Source organism: Streptomyces sp. NPDC111516 (assembly GCF_055635345.1).
The window spans coordinates 105,286-121,836 of the sequence record NZ_JBVKBV010000004.1 but is presented as its reverse complement, the minus strand read 5'-3'; the positions used below and the strand labels follow the sequence as shown (position 1 = coordinate 121,836).

The following is a 16,551-nucleotide window of genomic DNA, read 5'->3' as shown; positions in this document are numbered from 1 at the left end:
CGCCTTCTACAGGCTCACACCGACCGTCACGGGTTCGTTGACGAGCGTGACGCCGAATGCCTCGTGCACCCCTGCGACGACCTCACGGGCGAGCGCGAGGAGGTCCTCGGTGGTGGCGCCGCCGCGGTTGGTGAGCGCGAGGGTGTGCTTGGTGGAGATGCGGGCAGGCCCTGTGCCGTAGCCCTTGGTGAAGCCGGCCCTGTCGATGAGCCAGGCCGCGGAGGTCTTGGTGCGTCCCCCGTCCGCGGGCCAGGCGGGGGGCGTCACATCGGGGCCGAGCCGGTTCCTGGCGCGGGCGAGGAACGCCTCGTACTCCGCCTCCTCCAGGATCGGGTTGGTGAAGAAGGAGCCGGCCGACCAGGAGTCGTGGTCCTCCGGGTCCAGCACCATGCCTTTGCCGGCGCGGAGCTTGAGTACCGTTTCCCGGGCGGCCGCGGCGGGCACGCGCTCGCCCTGCTCGACACCCATGGCGCGGGCTGTTTCGGGGTACTTCAGGGGCGCGGACAGACCGCCCGCTTCTTCCAGCTCGAAGCGGACACGCAGCACCACGAAGCGGTCGGGTTCGGCCTTGAAGCGACTGTGCCGATACGAGAATGCGCACGCGGCGTTCGGGATGGTGACCGTTTCGCGGGTGTACCGGTCGTAGGCGACGACCTCCGTGATGGTGGAGGAGACCTCCTGGCCGTAGGCGCCGACGTTCTGGATCGGCGTCGCACCGGCGGAGCCCGGGATTCCGGCCAGGCATTCGATGCCCGCGAGACCGGCGTCGACGGTGCGGGCGACGGCGTCCGTCCAGACCTCTCCGGCGGCCAGTTCCAGCGTCGTACCGTCCAGCGCGAAGCCCTTGGTCGCGATGCGCAGGGCGGTGCCGTCGAAGCCCTTGTCGCCGATGACGAGGTTGCTGCCGCCGCCGATGACGAGGAGCGGGGTGCCGCTCTCGTCGGCCTCGCGCACGGCTTCGATCACCTCGGCGTCGGTCGTCGCCGTGAGGAGGCGGGCGGCGGGGCCGCCGAGCCGGAAGGTGGTCAGGGGGGCGAGGGGCGCGTCGTGGAGTTCGTGCACGGGGACAAGAGTACGGTCCGTGGTCCCGCCGCTTGGGCGGGACCACGGACCGTACGCACGGGGCCGTGGCTCAGGCAGCTACGGACATGCGCTCCTCCGCCGTCTCGTCCGCCGTCTCCGGCGCCGGGACCGAGGCGTGGCGGCGGCCCGGGATGAGCAGGGCGACCAGGGCGGCCAGAGCCACCACGCCGGCGCCTATCCACACCGCCGGAACGGTCCCGTCCGTGAAGGACCGTGTGGATTCGTACCCGCCCTGCGAGGAGAAGACCGTGGCGAGCACGGCGACCCCGAGGGCTCCGCCGACCTCGCGCAGGGCGTTGTTGGCGCCGGAGGCGATGCCCTGCTCGCTGGGGCGGACGCTGGACATCACGAGGCTGGCGGCGGGCGCGAAGTACATGGCCATGCCGACGCCGCCGACGATCAGACCGGGCAGCTGCGAGGCGTACGAGGCGTCGGGTCCGATGACCAGCGCGAAGAGGGCGAGGCCGACTGCCTGGAGGGCGAGCCCGGCCACGACCACCGGGCGGCCGCCGAAGCGGTCGGAGAGGGCCCCCGCGACGGGTGCGACCAGCATCGGCATTCCGGTCCAGGGCAGCATCCGCAGGCCGGCCTCGGTGGGCGAGTAGCCCAGCACGCCCTGGAGATACTGGCTGAGCAGGAAGATCGACCCGAACATCCCGAGGAACATCAGCAGGCCGGCCATGTTGATCCCGAAGAACGCGCGGTTGCGGAAGAGCCGCATGGGCAGCATCGGGTTCTTCGCGTGGAAGCCGTGGTGGATGAACCCGCCGACGAGCGCGGCACCGGCGATCAGGGCCGTGAGGACGGTGGGGCTGGTCCAGCCGTCGGAGTTGGCGTTGACCAGGCCGTAGACGATGCCGAAGAGTCCGCCGCTGACCAGGAGTGTGCCGGGGATGTCGAGCCGCGAGTCCGGCGCGTGCGACTCCGCCAGGCGCAGTCGCGCCAGGGGGAGCAACGCCAGACCGATCGGGACGTTCAGCCAGAAGATCCACTGCCAGGAGAGGTGCTCGGTGAGGCTGCCGCCGATCAGGGGGCCACTGGCCACGGCCAGTCCGGTGACGGCGCTGAAGATGCCGAGCGCGGTACCGCGACGGGCGGGTGGCACGGCGGCCGTGAGCAGGGTGAGCGTCAGCGGCATCATGATCGCCGCGCCCACACCCTGGACGGCCCGGAAGGCGATGAGTTCGTTGATGCCGGGCGAGAGGGCGGCTGCGGCGGAGGCCCCGGTGAAGACGGTGAGCCCGGTGAGGAAGAGCCGGCGGCGGCCGAACCGGTCACCGAGGGCGGCCCCGAGCATCAGCAGCACGGCGAAGGTGAGGGTGTAGGCGTTCACCGTCCATTCGAGCTCCGCCAGTTCGCCGCCGAGGCTCTTGCGGATGGAGGGCAGGGCGGTGGTGACGACGAGGTTGTCGAGGGCCGCCATGAATCCTGCGACGCTGGTGATGACGAGGGCCCATACCGCTCCTGAGCGGCCTGTCGTGTGCTGGTTCACTGCTCCCCCTGGGGGTTAGTTATCAATGACTAACTTCTCTGGGCAGAAAACCGGGCAGAACCCGGGTCGCACTGTTCAGGCGATCTGTTCAGGCGATCGGCTTGGCCGAGTCATAGAACCCCGACCAGACCCGGTGACCGGCCGGGAAGCCGAGCGAGGTCAGCGTGTTGGCGAGCATGCCGTACGCAAGGAACGTCGTCGTCTCATTGACATCGGCGCCGAGTGCGAGATGGATCTCGTCCCACATCTGCAGCCAGCCGGCGCGAGCCGACTCGCCGAACTCGTGATCCCCCGAGGCCCCGGCCGCCGCGACGGCCGCGTACATCTGCATCTGCAGGAGCAGCTTGTCCGGGTCATCGACGATCAGGCGCTGAGACGCGGCGGCCATGGCATGCAGCGCCTCTTCGCCCTCAAGCCCTTCGGCCGCATCGCAGAAGACCTTCCGGGTGTCCGCGAGACAGCGCTCGGTGGCGGCGAGGAACATGGCCTGCTTGTTGGGGAAGAGGCGGAACAGGTACGGCTGCGAGACACCGACGCGCTTGGCGATCGCCTCGGTGGAGGTGGCGGCGTAACCGCCTCGGGCGAACTCGGTGATCGCCGCACGAATGACGCTCTCACGCCGCTCTTCCGCACTCATCCTTGCCATGCCGCGAAGTTAGTACGCAATCACTAACTTCGTCAACCGGTGCGTCGGGAAGGGCGTGCGCAAGAACGCGTAAGGGGCACCGCCCCACGGACAGTGCCCTTACGCCACACTCAACGGCCTCAGCCGAGCCGCACCACGGCGCGGGACATGCCCAGCACCTTCTTGCCGTCACTCATGGCCGTCAGGTCCACCCGCACCTGCTTGTCGTCCAGCAGGGCGGCCACCTTGGCGCTGACCTCGATCAGAGCACCCTTGTCGTCGTTCGGCACGACGACCGGCTTGGTGAACCGCACTCCGTACTCGACGATCGCACCCGGGTCGCCGACCCAGTCCGTGACCACCCGGATCGCCTCGGCCATGGTGAACATGCCGTGCGCGATCACGTCCGGCAGTCCGACCTCGCGGGCGAACTTCTCGTTCCAGTGGATCGGATTGAAGTCACCGGAAGCGCCCGCGTACTGCACCAGCGCCGCCCGGGTCACCGGGAAGGACTGCGCCGGCAGCTCCGTACCGACCTCGACCGACTCGTACGTCACCTTCGCCGTCATCACGCCTCCTCGGCGGCGCGCGCCACCAGCTTCGTCCACGCGGTCACGACATGCTCACCGGACTCGTCGTGGACCTCGCCGCGGATGTCCAGGACGTCATTGCCCGCCAGGGACTTGATGCCCTCGATCGTCGACGTGACCGTCAGCCGGTCCCCCGCCCGCACAGGACGCACATAGGTGAACTTCTGGTCACCGTGCACCACGCGGCTGTAGTCCAGGCCCAGCTGCGGGTCCTGCACCACCTGCCCGGCGGCCTTGAAGGTGATCGAGAAGACGAACGTCGGCGGCGCGATCACATCGCTGTGGCCGAGCGCCTTGGCCGCTTCGGGGTCGACGTACACCGGATTGGTGTCGCCCACCGCCTCGGCGAACTCGCGGATCTTCTCCCGGCCGACCTCGTACGGCGGGGTGGGCGGATAGGACCGCCCCACGAAGGACTGGTCGAGCGCCATGAGCTCGCTACCTCCTGGTGAAAGATGAAAAGGCCGAAGAACAGCCCCCATACAACGACACGAGGCCGCCCCCAGTGGGGACGGCCTCGTGTACGAGCCTGTTTTAGCGCGTTTCGCGGTGCGCAGTGTGCGAGTTGCAGCGCGGGCAGTGCTTCTTCATCTCAAGACGGTCCGGGTTGTTACGCCGGTTCTTCTTGGTGATGTAGTTCCGCTCCTTGCACTCCACGCAGGCCAGCGTGATCTTCGGGCGGACGTCGGTGGCAGCCACGTGAGTGCTCCTTGGACGGACGGATGGACGGATGAACGCAAAAAAGAGTAGCCGATCGAAGGACCGACCCCACAATCGGCTACCGTAAGTAGCGGTGACCGGACTTGAACCGGTGACACAGCGATTATGAGCCGCTTGCTCTACCGACTGAGCTACACCGCTTTGATGACGAGTCCCCCCGCCGAAGCGGGGTTTCCCGATCACCAGAGCCCCAATGCGGAATCGAACCGCAGACCTTCTCCTTACCATGGAGACGCTCTACCGACTGAGCTATTGGGGCGAGCGATGAAGACATTACACGGTCGGTCGCCGATCGCCCAAATCCGTTTCGAAGCCCCGTCCGGCGCCCTTGATCGACGCCCCGCCGATCCCTTGATCAGCCGCCTGCCGCCCGCCCGTCGGGCGCGCTCCGGCCCGCTCATCAGCGGTCTTCCGGTCCACCGGCAGCAGCTTGGTCAGGGCCTCGGACGCCGCGTGAGCCACCACACCCCCCGCCGTACACCCGTGCCCCGGATACCTCTCAGGGCCACACCGGTACGACTATTTCGCTCCTCCTCGAACCGGGCCGAACACGCCCCTAGGCTCGTCTCACTCTGCGTGATCTTGTACCCCTTCCCAGGAGCGCGATGCCCGACAGCCAGCCGCGGCAGCCGGACGACCACGCCGCCGACGCGGCCGATGCGACCAGCAGCCACGACACCGCCGAGACCGGCGCCCTGGTGCTCTGCGGCGCCCGGCTCACCGACGGCCGCATCGTGGACGTACGGCTCGGTGGCGGCCTCATCGAGGCCGTCGGCACCACGGGCAGCCTGACCACCCCCGGCCCACGGGTGGACCTGCGCGGCTATCTGCTGCTCCCCGCCCCGGCCGAACCCCACGCCCACAGCGACACCGCGCTCACCGCCGACGGTGCCGGCCCCGACACCACCCCGGGGCCCGTGTCGCACCGCCCCGAGGACGTCCAGCGCCGCGCCACCGAGGCCGCCCTGCTGCAGCTCGGCCACGGCGCCACCGCACTGCGCGCACACGTGCGGATCGGCTCCGTCCAGGGCCTCGCCTCCCTCGAAGCCGTGTTGCAGGCACGCGGTTCGCTGCGCGGACTCGTCGAACTGACCCCGGTCGCCGTACCCGGCCTGCTCACCGGCGTCGCGGGCGCCGACAACCTGGCCATGCTGCGTGACGCGGTGAAGATGGGGATCGGCGCGGTCGGCGGCTGTCCCGACCTCGACCCGGACCCGGCGGGGTACGCGGAAGCCGTCCTGGAGATCGCCGCCGAACAGGGCTGTCCCGTCGATCTGCACACGGACGGCGCCGAACCGGCCCGGCTCGGCCGACTGGCCGCCATGGCCGGTGGACTGCGGCCCGGCGTGTCCGTCGGCCCGTGCGCCGGCCTCTCCCGGCTCCCCTCCCAGGCCGCGGCCCGGGCCGCCGACCAGCTCGCCGCGGCCGGGGTGACGGTCATCTGCCTCCCCCAGGGCGGCTGTTGCGGGATGGAAGGGCGGGGCACCGCCCCCGTACGGCTGCTGCGTGCGGCCGGTGTGCGGATCGCGGCAGGCAGCGGGGCACTGCGGGACATCGCGAACCCGGTGGGGCGCGGGGATCCGCTGGAGGCCGCCTACCTGCTTGCCTCGCAGAGCGGGATGCGTGCCGACGAGGCGTACGAGGCGGTGTCCTCGGCCGCACGGAAGGCGATGGGGCTGCCCGGGATCCGGGTCGAGGCAGGCTTCCCGGCAGAGCTGCTCGCCGTACGCGGGGAGCAGCTCTCGGGCGTGCTGTCGCTCGCCTACAGCCGGATCGTGGTGCATCGCGGACGGGTGGTGGCACGGACGAGCGCGGTACGCGAGTACTGCGACTCGGAGACCGTCCGGGCCCTCGGCCTGCCCCGCCAGGGACGGCCGGATTCCGGTCCCTGCGGCGGGCCTTGAGCGCGGTGGCCCGTCGCGGCGTACGGTCGTGACCATGCGCATTGTCATCGCAGGTGGACATGGTCAGATCGCGCTGCGGCTGGAGCAGTTGCTCGCCGCGCGCGGGTACGAGGCCGTGGGCGTCATCCGAAATCCGGACCAGAGCCAGGACCTCCGGGCGGCGGGCGCCGAGCCGGTCGTCCTGGATCTCGAATCGGCATCCGTGGAAGAGGTGGCCCAGGTGCTGCGCGGCGCCGACGCGGCGGTCTTCGCGGCCGGTGCGGGCCCGAACAGCGGCTCGGCACGCAAGGAGACGGTGGATCGCGGCGCGGCGGTGCTGTTCGCCGACGCGGCCGAACGGGCGGGGGTACGGCGCCATGTCGTGGTCTCGTCGATGGGCGCCGACCCCGATCACCCGGGCGACGAGGTCTTCGACGCGTACCTGCGGGCGAAGGGTGCCGCGGACGCGTACGTGCGCTCCAGGACCGCACTCGACTGGACGATCCTGCGCCCCGGAATGCTGACGAACGACGCGGGTACGGGGACGGTCCTCCTGACCGCCTCGACCGGCCGCGGACCGGTACCGCGCGACGATGTGGCGGCGGCGCTGCTGGAGCTGCTGGAGACCCCGGCGACGGCGGGGCTGACACTGGAGCTCATCTCGGGGAACGTGCCGGTGTCGGTCGCCGTGAAGGACGTGGCGGGGAACTGAGCCGTTCCCGGCGGCGGGGCGGTCCCCCGGCGGTCACGGCAAGGGGCCGCCGCCCCCGGTCAGCCGCGCGGAGCCGGGCGAACCGTGATGCCGTGGCGTTCCAGCAGGGCGGCGGTGACGCCGTCGCCCTCACGGAGCTCGCCCGTGAACGTACCGTCGTAGACCGCGCCTCGCCCGCAGGAAGGGCTGCGTGGCATCAGCAGTGCCTCCGTGCACCCGGCCCGGCGTGCGGCATCCAGCGCCCGCCGGGCGCCGTCCACGAACTCCTCCGTCACGTCGTGCCCGGTGTCGTCGACGACGCGGGCGCGGCCGTCGAGCACGTCGTGGCCGTCGCCGCCGACGATCTCGGCGGGACGACGCGGGGTGGGCAGTCCGGCGGCCACCTCGGGACAGAAGGCGACGGGGCGGCGCTCTCCGACGGCCTCGGCCACTGCGGCGGAGGCCTTGCCGCGGCCGTCGAAGCGGCAGGGCACACCGTGCAGACAGGCGCTGACCAGCACAGGTTCCATGTTCACAATCCTCGCAGCAGAAACCGCGACACAAACCGCGGCACAAACAAAGAAGGCCCCTGTCCTAGGACAGGGGCCTTGCCATGTGGCGGCGCCAGGGTTCGAACCTGGGTAGGCTGAGCCGGCAGATTTACAGTCTGCTCCCTTTGGCCACTCGGGCACACCGCCAGGGATTGCTGCCGTGAGAACCGCTTTTCGGCGGCGCTCCGTGGCAACGACGTAAACGATACCCGATGCCCGGGGGTGCTACGCCACTTGATTGATCAGCGGCCCGATCCGGCGTGGGTGGCTAGGCTTTGACCGGCGGTGCGGCACCGACAGGCCCGCGACCGCCCGTATGCACCCCGTTTCCCAGCACCCCGATACAAGGAGCCACACGTCATGGCCGACTCCAGTTTCGACATCGTCTCGAAGGTCGAGCGGCAGGAGGTCGACAACGCCCTCAACCAGGCCGCCAAGGAAATCTCGCAGCGTTACGACTTCAAGGGCACCGGCGCCTCGATCTCCTGGTCCGGCGAGAAGATCCTGATGGAGGCGAACGGCGAGGAGCGGGTCAAGGCGATCCTCGACATCTTCCAGTCCAAGCTGATCAAGCGCGGCATCTCGCTGAAGTCGCTGGACGCGGGCGAGCCGCAGCTGTCCGGCAAGGAGTACAAGATCTTCGCCACGATCGAGGAAGGCATCTCCCAGGAGAACGCCAAGAAGGTGGCGAAGACCATCCGCGACGAGGGCCCGAAGGGCGTCAAGGCACAGGTCCAGGGCGATGAGCTCCGGGTCAGCTCGAAGAGCCGGGACGATCTGCAGGCCGTGCAGGCGCTGCTGAAGGGCAAGGACTTCGACTTCGCCCTGCAGTTCGTGAACTACCGGTAGGTCCCCGGCGGGTCCTGCGTCTTCCGGCCACGCGCATTGCGCGTGCGGGGCGGGAGGCGCAGGACCCGGATGTGATGTCCGAATACCGCCGGTCGCGACGGTGCGGGGGACGCAGACTTGTCCGTGCCGGACGACGATCCCGTCGATTTCCGGCAGGACGGGCAAGGAGAGGGACCAGTCATGACCATGTACGCAACCGTCGACAGCCCGCTGGGTGAACTGCTGCTGGTCGGCGAGGCAGCCTCCGATGCGGTCGGCGGGGTCGCGCTCGCCTCGCTCTCGCTGCCCGGCCAGAAGGGCGCCACGGTCGTCCAGGACGGGTGGACCCACGCGCCGGAGGCCTTCAAGGGCATCGCCGCACAACTGCGGGAGTACTTCGAGGGGCGGCTGACCCGTTTCGACATCGTGTACGCGGACGACCGGGGCACCGACTTCCAGCGCCGGGTCTGGGCGGCTCTGGACACCGTCCCGTACGGGGAGACGGTCTCGTACGGGCAGATCGCCGAACGGATCGGTGCGCCCGGGGCCGGCGTACGGGCCGTGGGGACCGCGATCGGGCGCAATCCGCTGCTGGTCGTGCGGCCGTGTCACCGGGTGATCGGCGCGGACGGGGCCCTGCGGGGTTATGCGGGCGGCCTGGAGCGCAAGGAACAGCTTCTGGGGCTGGAAGGCGCCCTGGCGGTGCGCTGACATGTCCGGGCTCTTTCCGAGGCCGCGGGCCGTCGTCGCGCCAGGGGCCGTGCACGTGCCCGAGTGGCTGCCGCCGGAGCGCCAACGGGAGCTGGTGGCCGCCTGCCGGGAGTGGGCGCGGGGGCCCGTGCCGCTGCGGCACACGGTGCTGCCGGGCGGCGGGGTGATGTCCGTACGGACGGTCTGCCTGGGGTGGCACTGGCAGCCGTACCGGTACTCGCGTACGGCCGACGATGTGAACGGTGCCCGGGTCGCCGAATTCCCCGACTGGCTGGCGGAGTTGGGACGGGAGGCGCTGGCCGACGCGTACGAGGACGAGAGGACGGTCCGGACGTATGCGCCGGACACCGCCCTCATCAACTTCTACGACGACGCGGCGCGGATGGGCATGCACCAGGACAAGGAGGAGCGGTCCGGTGCTCCGGTGGTGTCGCTCAGCATCGGTGACACCTGTGTCTTCCGCTTCGGGAACACGGAGCACCGCGGAAAGCCGTACACCGATGTGGAGTTGGCCTCCGGCGACCTGTTCGTCTTCGGCGGGCCTTCGCGCTTCGCGTTCCACGGTGTGCCGAAGATCTGCCCGGGGACGGCGGATCCGGCGACAGGCATGAGTCGTGGGCGGCTCAATCTGACCCTGCGCGAGACCGGGCTGGATGCGCCGGGCCCCGGGCGCTGACCGTCGTCAGCGACGTTCGCGGGAGTTCCCGAAGAGCAGCCGGTAGGCGATCAGCAGGACCAGCGAACCGCCGATGGCCGCGACCCAAGTGGCCGTGTCGTAGAAGTCGTTGGAGATGGGGCGGTCGAGGAAGCGCGACGATATCCAGCCGCCGAGGAAGGCACCGATGATCCCGATGAGGGTGGTGCCGACCAGGCCTCCCGGGTCGCGACCCGGGAGCAGGACCTTGGCGATGGCACCGGCAAGCAGTCCGAGAATGATCCAACCAATAATGCTCATGCGTGCGAACCTACCCGTCACTCGTTCCTGGAATCCAAGACGTTCCTGCCGGTCGGGCGGTTGCGGTACGTGGCCCGCGATACGGGTTCGCGGTGGCGGGCGGGCCGTTCCCCGCTCGCCCATGGGTCATACACGGGCGCTGAAATCCGGCCAGGGCGCCATCTCGGCCCCTTCGTCCTCGGCCTCCTCGCAGTACCATGCGGTGCCGTCCAGCCAGTTACGGAGCCACTGGGCGAGGTCGGGCTGGTCCACGTACCAGGCGCGCTCCGGCTCATCGGCGTTCGGCTCGAAGAGCAGCACCGTGGTGTGTTCACTGCGGCAGTCCACGCAGGAGTACATCCCGCACCCCAGGCTGCATATCGGCAGTACGCCCTCCGGCCACGGCCACTCGCCCTCCTCGGTCGCGGCCCGGCGGTGCGCGAGATACTGCGCGACGGCGGACTCCTCACCGTCCGGGCCGCGGTCGCCGGTCAGCGGAATCAGGCCGTACTCCGGTCCGAAGCCGCCGTTGGCGATGCGGGTGTACAACGCGGTGAGCAGCGGCGGCAGGGCGAAGCCGAGGGCGGCTTCGGCCCGTTCGACGGCCTCGGTGGGCAGCGGGGCGGGAAGAGGGTGCTCCTCCCGGCGCGGGGCGGTGTGTGCGGTCTTCTCCGCGGCTGCCAGCAACTGCTCGGTGTCGTTCATGGGTTCATGGTGGACGACGGCACTGACAGTCAGGCGGGCCCTCTTCGCCCCCGGGACCGATACTGGCTTTGAGCAGCCCTGCCGGCAGGCGAGATTTATGGAAGGCTAGTGATCATGAAGCTCGTACAGCTGATCCTGAACGTCTTGTGGGTGGTGTTCTGCGGGTTCTGGATGGCCCTCGGGTACCTGGTCGCCGCAATCATCTGTTTCGTTCTGATCGTGACGATTCCATTCGGCATCGCATCCCTGAGGATCGCCGGCTACGTGCTGTGGCCGTTCGGGCGGACCACGGTGGAACGGCCCGACGCGGGTGCGCCCTCCTGCGTCGGTAACGTGATCTGGCTCGTCTTCGCCGGGTGGTGGCTCGCGCTGGGTCACCTGATCACGAGCATCCCGCTGTTCGTGTCGATCATCGGAATCCCCTTCGGCTGGGCAAATCTGAAGATGATCCCCATCTCGCTCATGCCGCTGGGCCGAGAGGTGGTCTCGACCGACGAAGCGTTCGGAGCCCGCTAGGGCCTTTCGTTTGGATCAGGCCGGATCAGGGAGCGGGGTCCGGTGCCGTGCATCGCAAGGCGGAGGAAGGAGTCATGGCGGAGCCAATGGGGTCTCCCCTGCTCGAGCGGAGCCGAGAGCTTGGGGAAGGCTGACGACAACGCCGCGAGGTGCGGTGCCGGGGCACGCGAGCCCGGCATGATCCAAACGACAGGGCCCAGGAGTTGTCGGCGTCCCCTGGCAGGGGGTTCGGTTCAATAGCGGCGTGGGGGACGACGATGAGTACGCGAGAACCAGCAACCGGCTGACGGGGTGCGGCTGCCTGGCCGGGCTGGCGATCGCCGTACTCATCGTGCTCGGCTTCCCCCCTGTGGATTTTCCTCGGTCTGCTCTTCTCCGACTTCCACTAGGGCGTCCGCACCGATCGTCCTCACGGGCGATGACCTGCCATCTGTTCCAGTCGGGCGATGCGCTCCGCCATCGGCGGGTGTGTCGAGAACATCTTGGACATGCCCTGGCCGGGGCGGAAGGGGTTCGCGATCATCATGTGGCTCGCGGTCTCGATCCTCGGCTCGGGGGGCAGCGGGAGCTGTTTCGTTCCTGCGTCCAGCTTCCGCAGGGCGCTGGCGAGGGCCAGCGGGTCGCCGGTCAGCTGGGCGCCCGAGGCGTCCGCCTGGTATTCGCGGGAGCGGCTGACGGCCAGTTGGATGACGGACGCGGCCAGCGGGCCGAGGATCATGATCAGCAGCATGCCCAGGATGCCTGGGCCCTCGTCGTCGTTGGACCGGCCCCCCGGAATCAGCCAGGCGAAGTTGACCAGGAACATGACGACGGAGGCGAGCGCTCCGGCGACGGACGAGATCAGGATGTCGCGGTTGTAGACATGGCTCAGCTCGTGGCCGAGGACGCCGCGCAGCTCTCGCTCGTCCAGGATCTGCAGGATGCCTTCTGTGCAGCAGACCGCCGCGTTGCGCGGATTACGGCCCGTGGCGAACGCGTTGGGGGCCTGTGTCGGGGAGATGTAGAGCCGGGGCATGGGCTGGCGGGCGGCCGTCGAGAGCTCGCGGACCATGCGGTACAGCTGGGGCGCCTCGAATTCGCTGACGGGGCGGGCGCGCATGGCCCTGAGCGCCAGTTTGTCGCTGTTCCAGTACGCGTAGGCGTTGGTACCGACGGCTACGAAGAGCGCGACGATCAGGCCCGTACGTCCGAAGAAGCTTCCGATGACGATGATGAGTGCGGACAGGCCTCCGAGGAGTACGGCGGTTCTCAGCCCGTTGTGCCGGCGGTGCACGGTACGCCCTCCAAGTGGTGCGGCAGGGGAACCCTTTACTTGGTGGTCTCCACTTCCCCAGTGGAGCCTCCCGTACAGGTCAACGCCAGGCGAGGAGAGCTAGTTCCCTGGTGCTGCGGCCGCGGGACAGTGCCTGTCAGGCCGTTGGGGCCCGGCGCCGGGCTTTGGACCGAACGGGTCAGGGCCTGTCCGGCCGTGATGGGCCGGACAGGCCCTGAGGGGACCGTGCGTCTTTCGTTCCGTGCCGGACGGCTCAGCGCTGGGCGGGGAGACCGGCGAGTGCGAGGGCCTCGGGGTCCGGCTTGATCTCGCTGGTGCAGTGGGCGCAGCGGGAGGCGATGGCCGGGATCTCGGTGTAGCAGCGGGGGCAGTCGCGCAGGGCTGCCTTGATGTCGACCTTCTCCTCCGCCTTGGAGAAGCGGTTCTGGACCTTGGTCATGGGGACGACGACGCCGAAGTAGAGCACCGCCGCGGTGATCAGGAAGGCGATGGCGGCGGCCAGGAACTTCCCGTACGGGAAGATGGCGCCCTCGATCGAGAACTCCGCCGAGCTGAAGTCGCCGACGGAGCCGGTCGCGAGGCCGATCAGCGGGGTGATGAAGGCGGTGCTGAATCCGGTGACGACTGCGGTGAACGCCGCTCCGACGGCCAGCCCGATGGCCATGGAGATGACGTTTCCGCGCAGGATGAAGTCCTTGAACCCGTTCAGCACTGCTCTTGCTCCTCTGGGACCTGGGTGCGTGTGTGGGGCTGTGCGGCCATGACCTTGCCCTGTGGGGACCGCTCCGGGCAAACCGATCTTGGATATGTCAGAAGAGATTGACGGCGGCGAATCTGAGGACCGTCTGCGGGGCACCGGAGAGCACGACGCCGGCGACGGCGGTGAGGGCGATCGCGAGGGCGACGGGCGTCGGGGCGCGGTGCCTGGCGGGTGCGGCCGCGTCCGCGGGTGCGGGCCCCTCCGCCCGGGCCTGGGCCGGGGCCTCCTCAGGGGCGCGGAAGAGCGCCGCGGTCCACTGAAGGTAGTAGTAGAGCGCGATCACGACGTTGACGGCCATGACGACCGCGAGCCAGCCGAGTCCCGCGTCGACGGCTGCGGAGAAGACCGTGACCTTGGCGAAGAGGCCGACGATGCCGGGCGGCAGGCCGGCCAGGCAGAGCAGGAAGAAGGCCATCGCGAGGGCGGCGAGGGGACGGGTGGCGTACAGGCCGCGGTAGTCGGAGATCCGGTTCCCGGGGTTCGTGCGGGCGACGAGGGCGGCGACCGCGAAGGCGCCGAGGTTCACGACGGCGTACATGAGGGCGTACGCGACCGTCGAGCCGATGTGCTCGTCGCTGGAGTATGCGGCGGCGGCGATCGGCACCAGGAGGTAGCCGGCCTGGGCGACGGACGACCAGGCGAGCAGGCGTACGGCGCTGCGGACGCGGGTGGCGCTCTGGCGCAGGGCGGCGACGTTGCCGATGGTCATGGTGAGCGCGGCGAGGACGGCGAGGGCCGGCCCCCAGACGTCCGCGTACGCCGGGAACGCGATCACGGTGACGAGGATGAGGCCGGAGAAGCCGACCGCTTTGCCGACGACGGAGAGGTAGGCGGCGACCGGCAGGGGGGCGCCGACATAGGTGTCGGGCACCCAGAAGTGGAAGGGCGCGGCGGCCGTCTTGAATGCGAAGCCGACCAGGGTGAGGACGACGCCCGCCTGGGCGAGGGTGTCGAGCTGACCTGGTACGTCGTCGAGCCGGGCGGCGATCTCCGTGAGGTGCAGGGTGCCGGTGGCCGCGTACACGAAGCTGACACCGAGCAGCGTGACGGCGGTGGCGACGACGGAGGAGAGGAAGAATTTCAGCGCGGCTTCGGAGGACCGCCGGTCGCCGCGCTTGATGCCGACGAGGGCGAAGGCGGGCAGCGAGGCGACTTCGAGGGCGACGACGAGGGTGGCGAGGTCGCGGGCGGCGGGCAGGAGCGCGGCGCCCGACGCGGAGGACAGCAGCAGGAACCAGAACTCGCCCGCGGGAAGTCTGCGGATGTCGCCGAGGGAGAGCAGGGCGGTCAGCAGGGCGCCGCCGAGTACGAGTGCCTGGATGACGAGGGCGAAGTGATCGGCGGTGTAGCTGCAGGCCCCGGGGGCACCGGTGCCGGTGGTTGCCGCGGTGAGGCAGAAGGTGGAGTGGTCGCCGTCGCGCAGTGGGACGAGGAGGGCCAGTGCGGCGACGAGTCCGGCCATGGTGACCCAGCCGAGGAGCGGCTTGCGCTCCTCGGGGAGGAAGAGGTCGGCGACCAGGACGATCAGCGCGACGGCCGCGACGACGACCGGGGGCGCGATCGCGAGCCAGTCGACGGACTGGACGAGGCTGGTGGTGCTGTCGGCCGCTGCGGTGACGACGGCTGTGGTCACGACTTGCCTCCTGCAAGGAGCTTCTGCACGGCCGGGTCGGTGAGGCCGAGGAGGACGGCGGGCCAGAGGCCGGCGAGGACGGTGAGGGCGACGAGCGGGGTCCAGGCGGCGAATTCGTACGCCTGGACATCGGCGAGCTGCTGCGGCTCTGCCCGCTTCTCACCCATGCAGACGCGGCGTACGACGATCAGCATGTACGCGGCGGTGAGCAGGGTGCCGAACGCGGCGATCGACATGAAGGTGAGGAAGGCGGGGCGGCTGAGGCCGTCGGCGGGATCGAAGGAGCCGAACAGGGCGAGCATCTCGCCCCAGAATCCGGCGAGCCCGGGCAGGCCGAGGGAGGCGACGGCGGCGAAGGCGAGGAGGCCGCCGAGGCGGGGTGCCCGGCCGTAGAGCGCGGCTCCGGTGGCGCCGGAGAGGGTGTCGAGGTCCGCGGTGCCGTACCGGTCCTTGACCGCGCCGACCAGGAAGAACAGCAGGCCGGTGATGAGGCCGTGGGCGATGTTGGCGAAGAGCGCGCCGTTGACTCCGGTGGGGGTCATGCTCGCGATGCCGAGGAGTACGAAGCCCATGTGTCCGACGGAGGAGTACGCGATCAGGCGCTTGAGGTCACCCTTGGAGCCGGGGCGGGCCAGCGCCAGGCAGGCGAGCGATCCGTAGACGATGCCGACGACCGCGAAGGCGGCGAGGTAGGGCGCGAAGGTGTGCATCCCGTCGGGGGTGATGGGCAGCAGGATCCGGACGAACCCGTACGTACCCATCTTCAGCAGGACGCCCGCGAGCAGCACCGAGCCGACGGTCGGGGCGGCGGTGTGGGCGTCCGGGAGCCAGCTGTGCAGCGGCCACATCGGGGTCTTCACGGCGAGCCCGATGCCGATCGCCAGAACGGCGATGACCTGCACGGACGAGGTGAGCCCACGGCCGTTGTCAGTGGCGAGTGCCACCATGTCGAAGGTGCCGCTCTTCAGTCCGATGAGGAGCAGGCCCAGCAGCATGATCACCGAGCCGAGCAGCGTGTAGAGGATGAACTTCCAGGCGGCGGCCTGCTTCTGCGCACCGCCCCAGCGGGCGATGAGGAAGTACATCGGGATGAGCACCATCTCGAATGCCAGGAAGAACAGCAGCAGGTCGAGGACGGCGAAAGTCGCGAGGGTGCCGGACTCCAGGACGAGGAGGAGTGCGACGAAGGCCTTCGGGGAGGGGCCCTCAGGCATTTTGAAGTAGCTGTAGAGCGCGCAGAGGAAGGTCAGCAGCGCGGTCAGTACGAGAAGGGGGAGCGAAATGCCGTCGATGCCGAGATGGATGCGGACGTCGAGCGCCGGGATCCAGCTGATGTCGGTGGTGGCCTGCATCTTCGACGGGTGGTCGTGGTCGAAGCCGGCGGCCAGCACGATCGCGGCAATGAGGACCGCCCCGGTGACGGTCACGCCGTGGCGGAGCACGGCCTGGTCGGGGCTGGTTCCCTTCAGCCCGGGCGGGGCCGGCAGGAGAGCGGCCACGGCGCCGATGAGCGGGACGACGACGATGAACGCGAGAAGGAACTGCATCACGGATTC

The 16,551-nt window shown here is 69.6% G+C and carries 19 protein-coding genes and 3 tRNA genes; 6 read left to right on the top strand and 16 right to left on the bottom strand.

Features of this window, described 5'->3' with window-relative positions; translation table 11 throughout:
* Nucleotides 1-6: 6 nt before the first annotated feature.
* From ACZ7L9_RS10835 to ACZ7L9_RS10800, 8 genes are all read right to left on the bottom strand, one after another.
* A complete protein-coding gene (locus ACZ7L9_RS10835; RefSeq protein ID WP_471414296.1) occupies nt 7-1,062 on the bottom strand; it encodes a UDP-N-acetylmuramate dehydrogenase in 1,056 nt (351 codons plus the stop codon).
* A gap of 70 nt (nt 1,063-1,132) precedes the next feature.
* Complete coding sequence (locus ACZ7L9_RS10830; RefSeq protein WP_471414295.1) at nt 1,133-2,575, bottom strand: MFS transporter; 1,443 nt, start codon at nt 2,573-2,575, stop codon at nt 1,133-1,135.
* Nucleotides 2,576-2,663: 88 nt separating this feature from the next.
* A complete protein-coding gene (locus ACZ7L9_RS10825) occupies nt 2,664-3,212 on the bottom strand; it encodes a TetR/AcrR family transcriptional regulator (protein WP_471414668.1) in 549 nt (182 codons plus the stop codon).
* 128 nt (nt 3,213-3,340) lie between these two features.
* Nucleotides 3,341-3,769, bottom strand: coding sequence for a MaoC family dehydratase (locus tag ACZ7L9_RS10820; RefSeq protein ID WP_471414293.1), 429 nt, complete (start codon nt 3,767-3,769; stop codon nt 3,341-3,343).
* Nucleotides 3,769-4,221 (bottom strand): FAS1-like dehydratase domain-containing protein, encoded by a 453-nt coding sequence (locus tag ACZ7L9_RS10815; protein ID WP_384451985.1) that lies wholly within the window; start codon nt 4,219-4,221, stop codon nt 3,769-3,771. Before ACZ7L9_RS10815 ends, ACZ7L9_RS10820 begins: the two co-directional genes overlap by 1 nt.
* Nucleotides 4,222-4,324: 103 nt before the next feature.
* Nucleotides 4,325-4,489 (bottom strand): 50S ribosomal protein L33, encoded by a 165-nt coding sequence (gene rpmG / locus ACZ7L9_RS10810; protein ID WP_003956487.1) that lies wholly within the window; start codon nt 4,487-4,489, stop codon nt 4,325-4,327.
* An 89-nt stretch (nt 4,490-4,578) separates the two neighbouring features.
* A tRNA-Met gene (locus ACZ7L9_RS10805) sits at nt 4,579-4,651 on the bottom strand.
* 45 nt (nt 4,652-4,696) lie between these two features.
* Nucleotides 4,697-4,769 (bottom strand) — tRNA-Thr (locus ACZ7L9_RS10800).
* 346 nt (nt 4,770-5,115) lie between these two features.
* Here ACZ7L9_RS10800 and ACZ7L9_RS10795 point away from each other — a divergent pair.
* Both ACZ7L9_RS10795 and ACZ7L9_RS10790 read left to right on the top strand, forming a co-directional pair.
* Nucleotides 5,116-6,414, top strand: a complete 1,299-nt coding sequence (locus tag ACZ7L9_RS10795) for an amidohydrolase family protein (protein ID WP_471414291.1) — start codon at nt 5,116-5,118, stop codon at nt 6,412-6,414.
* 34 nt (nt 6,415-6,448) lie between these two features.
* Nucleotides 6,449-7,105, top strand: coding sequence for an SDR family oxidoreductase (locus ACZ7L9_RS10790; protein WP_471414289.1), 657 nt, complete (start codon nt 6,449-6,451; stop codon nt 7,103-7,105).
* 59 nt (nt 7,106-7,164) lie between these two features.
* Here ACZ7L9_RS10790 and ACZ7L9_RS10785 read toward each other — a convergent pair whose 3' ends face one another.
* Nucleotides 7,165-7,614 (bottom strand): 2-thiouracil desulfurase family protein, encoded by a 450-nt coding sequence (locus tag ACZ7L9_RS10785; protein ID WP_471414287.1) that lies wholly within the window; start codon nt 7,612-7,614, stop codon nt 7,165-7,167.
* Between the two features lie 86 nt (nt 7,615-7,700).
* Nucleotides 7,701-7,782 (bottom strand) — tRNA-Tyr (locus ACZ7L9_RS10780).
* Nucleotides 7,783-7,995: 213 nt separating this feature from the next.
* Between ACZ7L9_RS10780 and ACZ7L9_RS10775 the strand changes: the two genes are divergently transcribed.
* From ACZ7L9_RS10775 to ACZ7L9_RS10765, 3 genes are all read left to right on the top strand, one after another.
* Nucleotides 7,996-8,484: a YajQ family cyclic di-GMP-binding protein gene (locus ACZ7L9_RS10775; protein ID WP_351085021.1), complete on the top strand. Its 489-nt coding sequence runs from the start codon at nt 7,996-7,998 to the stop codon at nt 8,482-8,484.
* A gap of 180 nt (nt 8,485-8,664) precedes the next feature.
* Entirely contained in the window at nt 8,665-9,174 is a 510-nt protein-coding gene (locus tag ACZ7L9_RS10770) for a methylated-DNA--[protein]-cysteine S-methyltransferase (protein ID WP_471414286.1), read from the top strand.
* A 1-nt stretch (nt 9,175) separates the two neighbouring features.
* A complete protein-coding gene (locus ACZ7L9_RS10765) occupies nt 9,176-9,850 on the top strand; it encodes an alpha-ketoglutarate-dependent dioxygenase AlkB family protein (RefSeq protein WP_471414285.1) in 675 nt (224 codons plus the stop codon).
* 6 nt (nt 9,851-9,856) lie between these two features.
* Here the strand turns inward: ACZ7L9_RS10765 and ACZ7L9_RS10760 are convergent, their stop codons facing one another.
* Nucleotides 9,857-10,129 carry a GlsB/YeaQ/YmgE family stress response membrane protein gene (locus tag ACZ7L9_RS10760; RefSeq protein WP_383847047.1) on the bottom strand — a complete coding sequence of 91 codons (273 nt, stop codon included), beginning with the start codon at nt 10,127-10,129 and terminating at the stop codon, nt 9,857-9,859.
* A 126-nt stretch (nt 10,130-10,255) separates the two neighbouring features.
* Entirely contained in the window at nt 10,256-10,813 is a 558-nt protein-coding gene (locus tag ACZ7L9_RS10755; RefSeq protein WP_471414283.1) for an SMI1/KNR4 family protein, read from the bottom strand.
* A 114-nt stretch (nt 10,814-10,927) separates the two neighbouring features.
* Between ACZ7L9_RS10755 and ACZ7L9_RS10750 the strand changes: the two genes are divergently transcribed.
* The gene (locus tag ACZ7L9_RS10750) at nt 10,928-11,329 is read left to right on the top strand and encodes a YccF domain-containing protein (RefSeq protein WP_393692437.1); all 402 of its coding nucleotides are present in this window, start codon (nt 10,928-10,930) and stop codon (nt 11,327-11,329) included.
* A gap of 409 nt (nt 11,330-11,738) precedes the next feature.
* On the opposite strand, the gene htpX is transcribed toward ACZ7L9_RS10750, so the two are convergent.
* The 4 genes from htpX to ACZ7L9_RS10730 all read right to left on the bottom strand — a co-directional run bounded on the left by htpX (nt 11,739) and on the right by ACZ7L9_RS10730 (nt 16,542).
* Nucleotides 11,739-12,602, bottom strand: a complete 864-nt coding sequence (gene htpX, locus ACZ7L9_RS10745) for a zinc metalloprotease HtpX (protein WP_471414281.1) — start codon at nt 12,600-12,602, stop codon at nt 11,739-11,741.
* A gap of 253 nt (nt 12,603-12,855) precedes the next feature.
* Nucleotides 12,856-13,314, bottom strand: a complete 459-nt coding sequence (mscL, locus tag ACZ7L9_RS10740; RefSeq protein ID WP_471414279.1) for a large conductance mechanosensitive channel protein MscL — start codon at nt 13,312-13,314, stop codon at nt 12,856-12,858.
* A 97-nt stretch (nt 13,315-13,411) separates the two neighbouring features.
* A complete protein-coding gene (locus tag ACZ7L9_RS10735) occupies nt 13,412-14,995 on the bottom strand; it encodes an NADH-quinone oxidoreductase subunit N (protein ID WP_471414278.1) in 1,584 nt (527 codons plus the stop codon).
* Nucleotides 14,992-16,542: a complex I subunit 4 family protein gene (locus tag ACZ7L9_RS10730; RefSeq protein WP_471414666.1), complete on the bottom strand. Its 1,551-nt coding sequence runs from the start codon at nt 16,540-16,542 to the stop codon at nt 14,992-14,994. The genes ACZ7L9_RS10735 and ACZ7L9_RS10730 overlap by 4 nt, the downstream gene beginning before the upstream one ends.
* Between the last annotated feature and the right edge of the window lie 9 nt (nt 16,543-16,551).

Coding starts and splice junctions, on each gene's coding strand:
- ACZ7L9_RS10825 (WP_471414668.1), bottom strand. CDS start 3,212: ATGAGTGCGGAAGAGCGGCGTGAGAGCGTCATTCGTGCGGCGATCACC.
- ACZ7L9_RS10820 (WP_471414293.1), bottom strand. CDS start 3,769: ATGACGGCGAAGGTGACGTACGAGTCGGTCGAGGTCGGTACGGAGCTG.
- ACZ7L9_RS10815 (WP_384451985.1), bottom strand. CDS start 4,221: ATGGCGCTCGACCAGTCCTTCGTGGGGCGGTCCTATCCGCCCACCCCG.
- ACZ7L9_RS10795 (WP_471414291.1), top strand. CDS start 5,116: ATGCCCGACAGCCAGCCGCGGCAGCCGGACGACCACGCCGCCGACGCG.
- ACZ7L9_RS10790 (WP_471414289.1), top strand. CDS start 6,449: ATGCGCATTGTCATCGCAGGTGGACATGGTCAGATCGCGCTGCGGCTG.
- ACZ7L9_RS10785 (WP_471414287.1), bottom strand. CDS start 7,614: ATGGAACCTGTGCTGGTCAGCGCCTGTCTGCACGGTGTGCCCTGCCGC.
- ACZ7L9_RS10775 (WP_351085021.1), top strand. CDS start 7,996: ATGGCCGACTCCAGTTTCGACATCGTCTCGAAGGTCGAGCGGCAGGAG.
- ACZ7L9_RS10770 (WP_471414286.1), top strand. CDS start 8,665: ATGACCATGTACGCAACCGTCGACAGCCCGCTGGGTGAACTGCTGCTG.
- ACZ7L9_RS10765 (WP_471414285.1), top strand. CDS start 9,176: ATGTCCGGGCTCTTTCCGAGGCCGCGGGCCGTCGTCGCGCCAGGGGCC.
- ACZ7L9_RS10760 (WP_383847047.1), bottom strand. CDS start 10,129: ATGAGCATTATTGGTTGGATCATTCTCGGACTGCTTGCCGGTGCCATC.
- ACZ7L9_RS10755 (WP_471414283.1), bottom strand. CDS start 10,813: ATGAACGACACCGAGCAGTTGCTGGCAGCCGCGGAGAAGACCGCACAC.
- ACZ7L9_RS10750 (WP_393692437.1), top strand. CDS start 10,928: ATGAAGCTCGTACAGCTGATCCTGAACGTCTTGTGGGTGGTGTTCTGC.
- ACZ7L9_RS10730 (WP_471414666.1), bottom strand. CDS start 16,542: ATGCAGTTCCTTCTCGCGTTCATCGTCGTCGTCCCGCTCATCGGCGCC.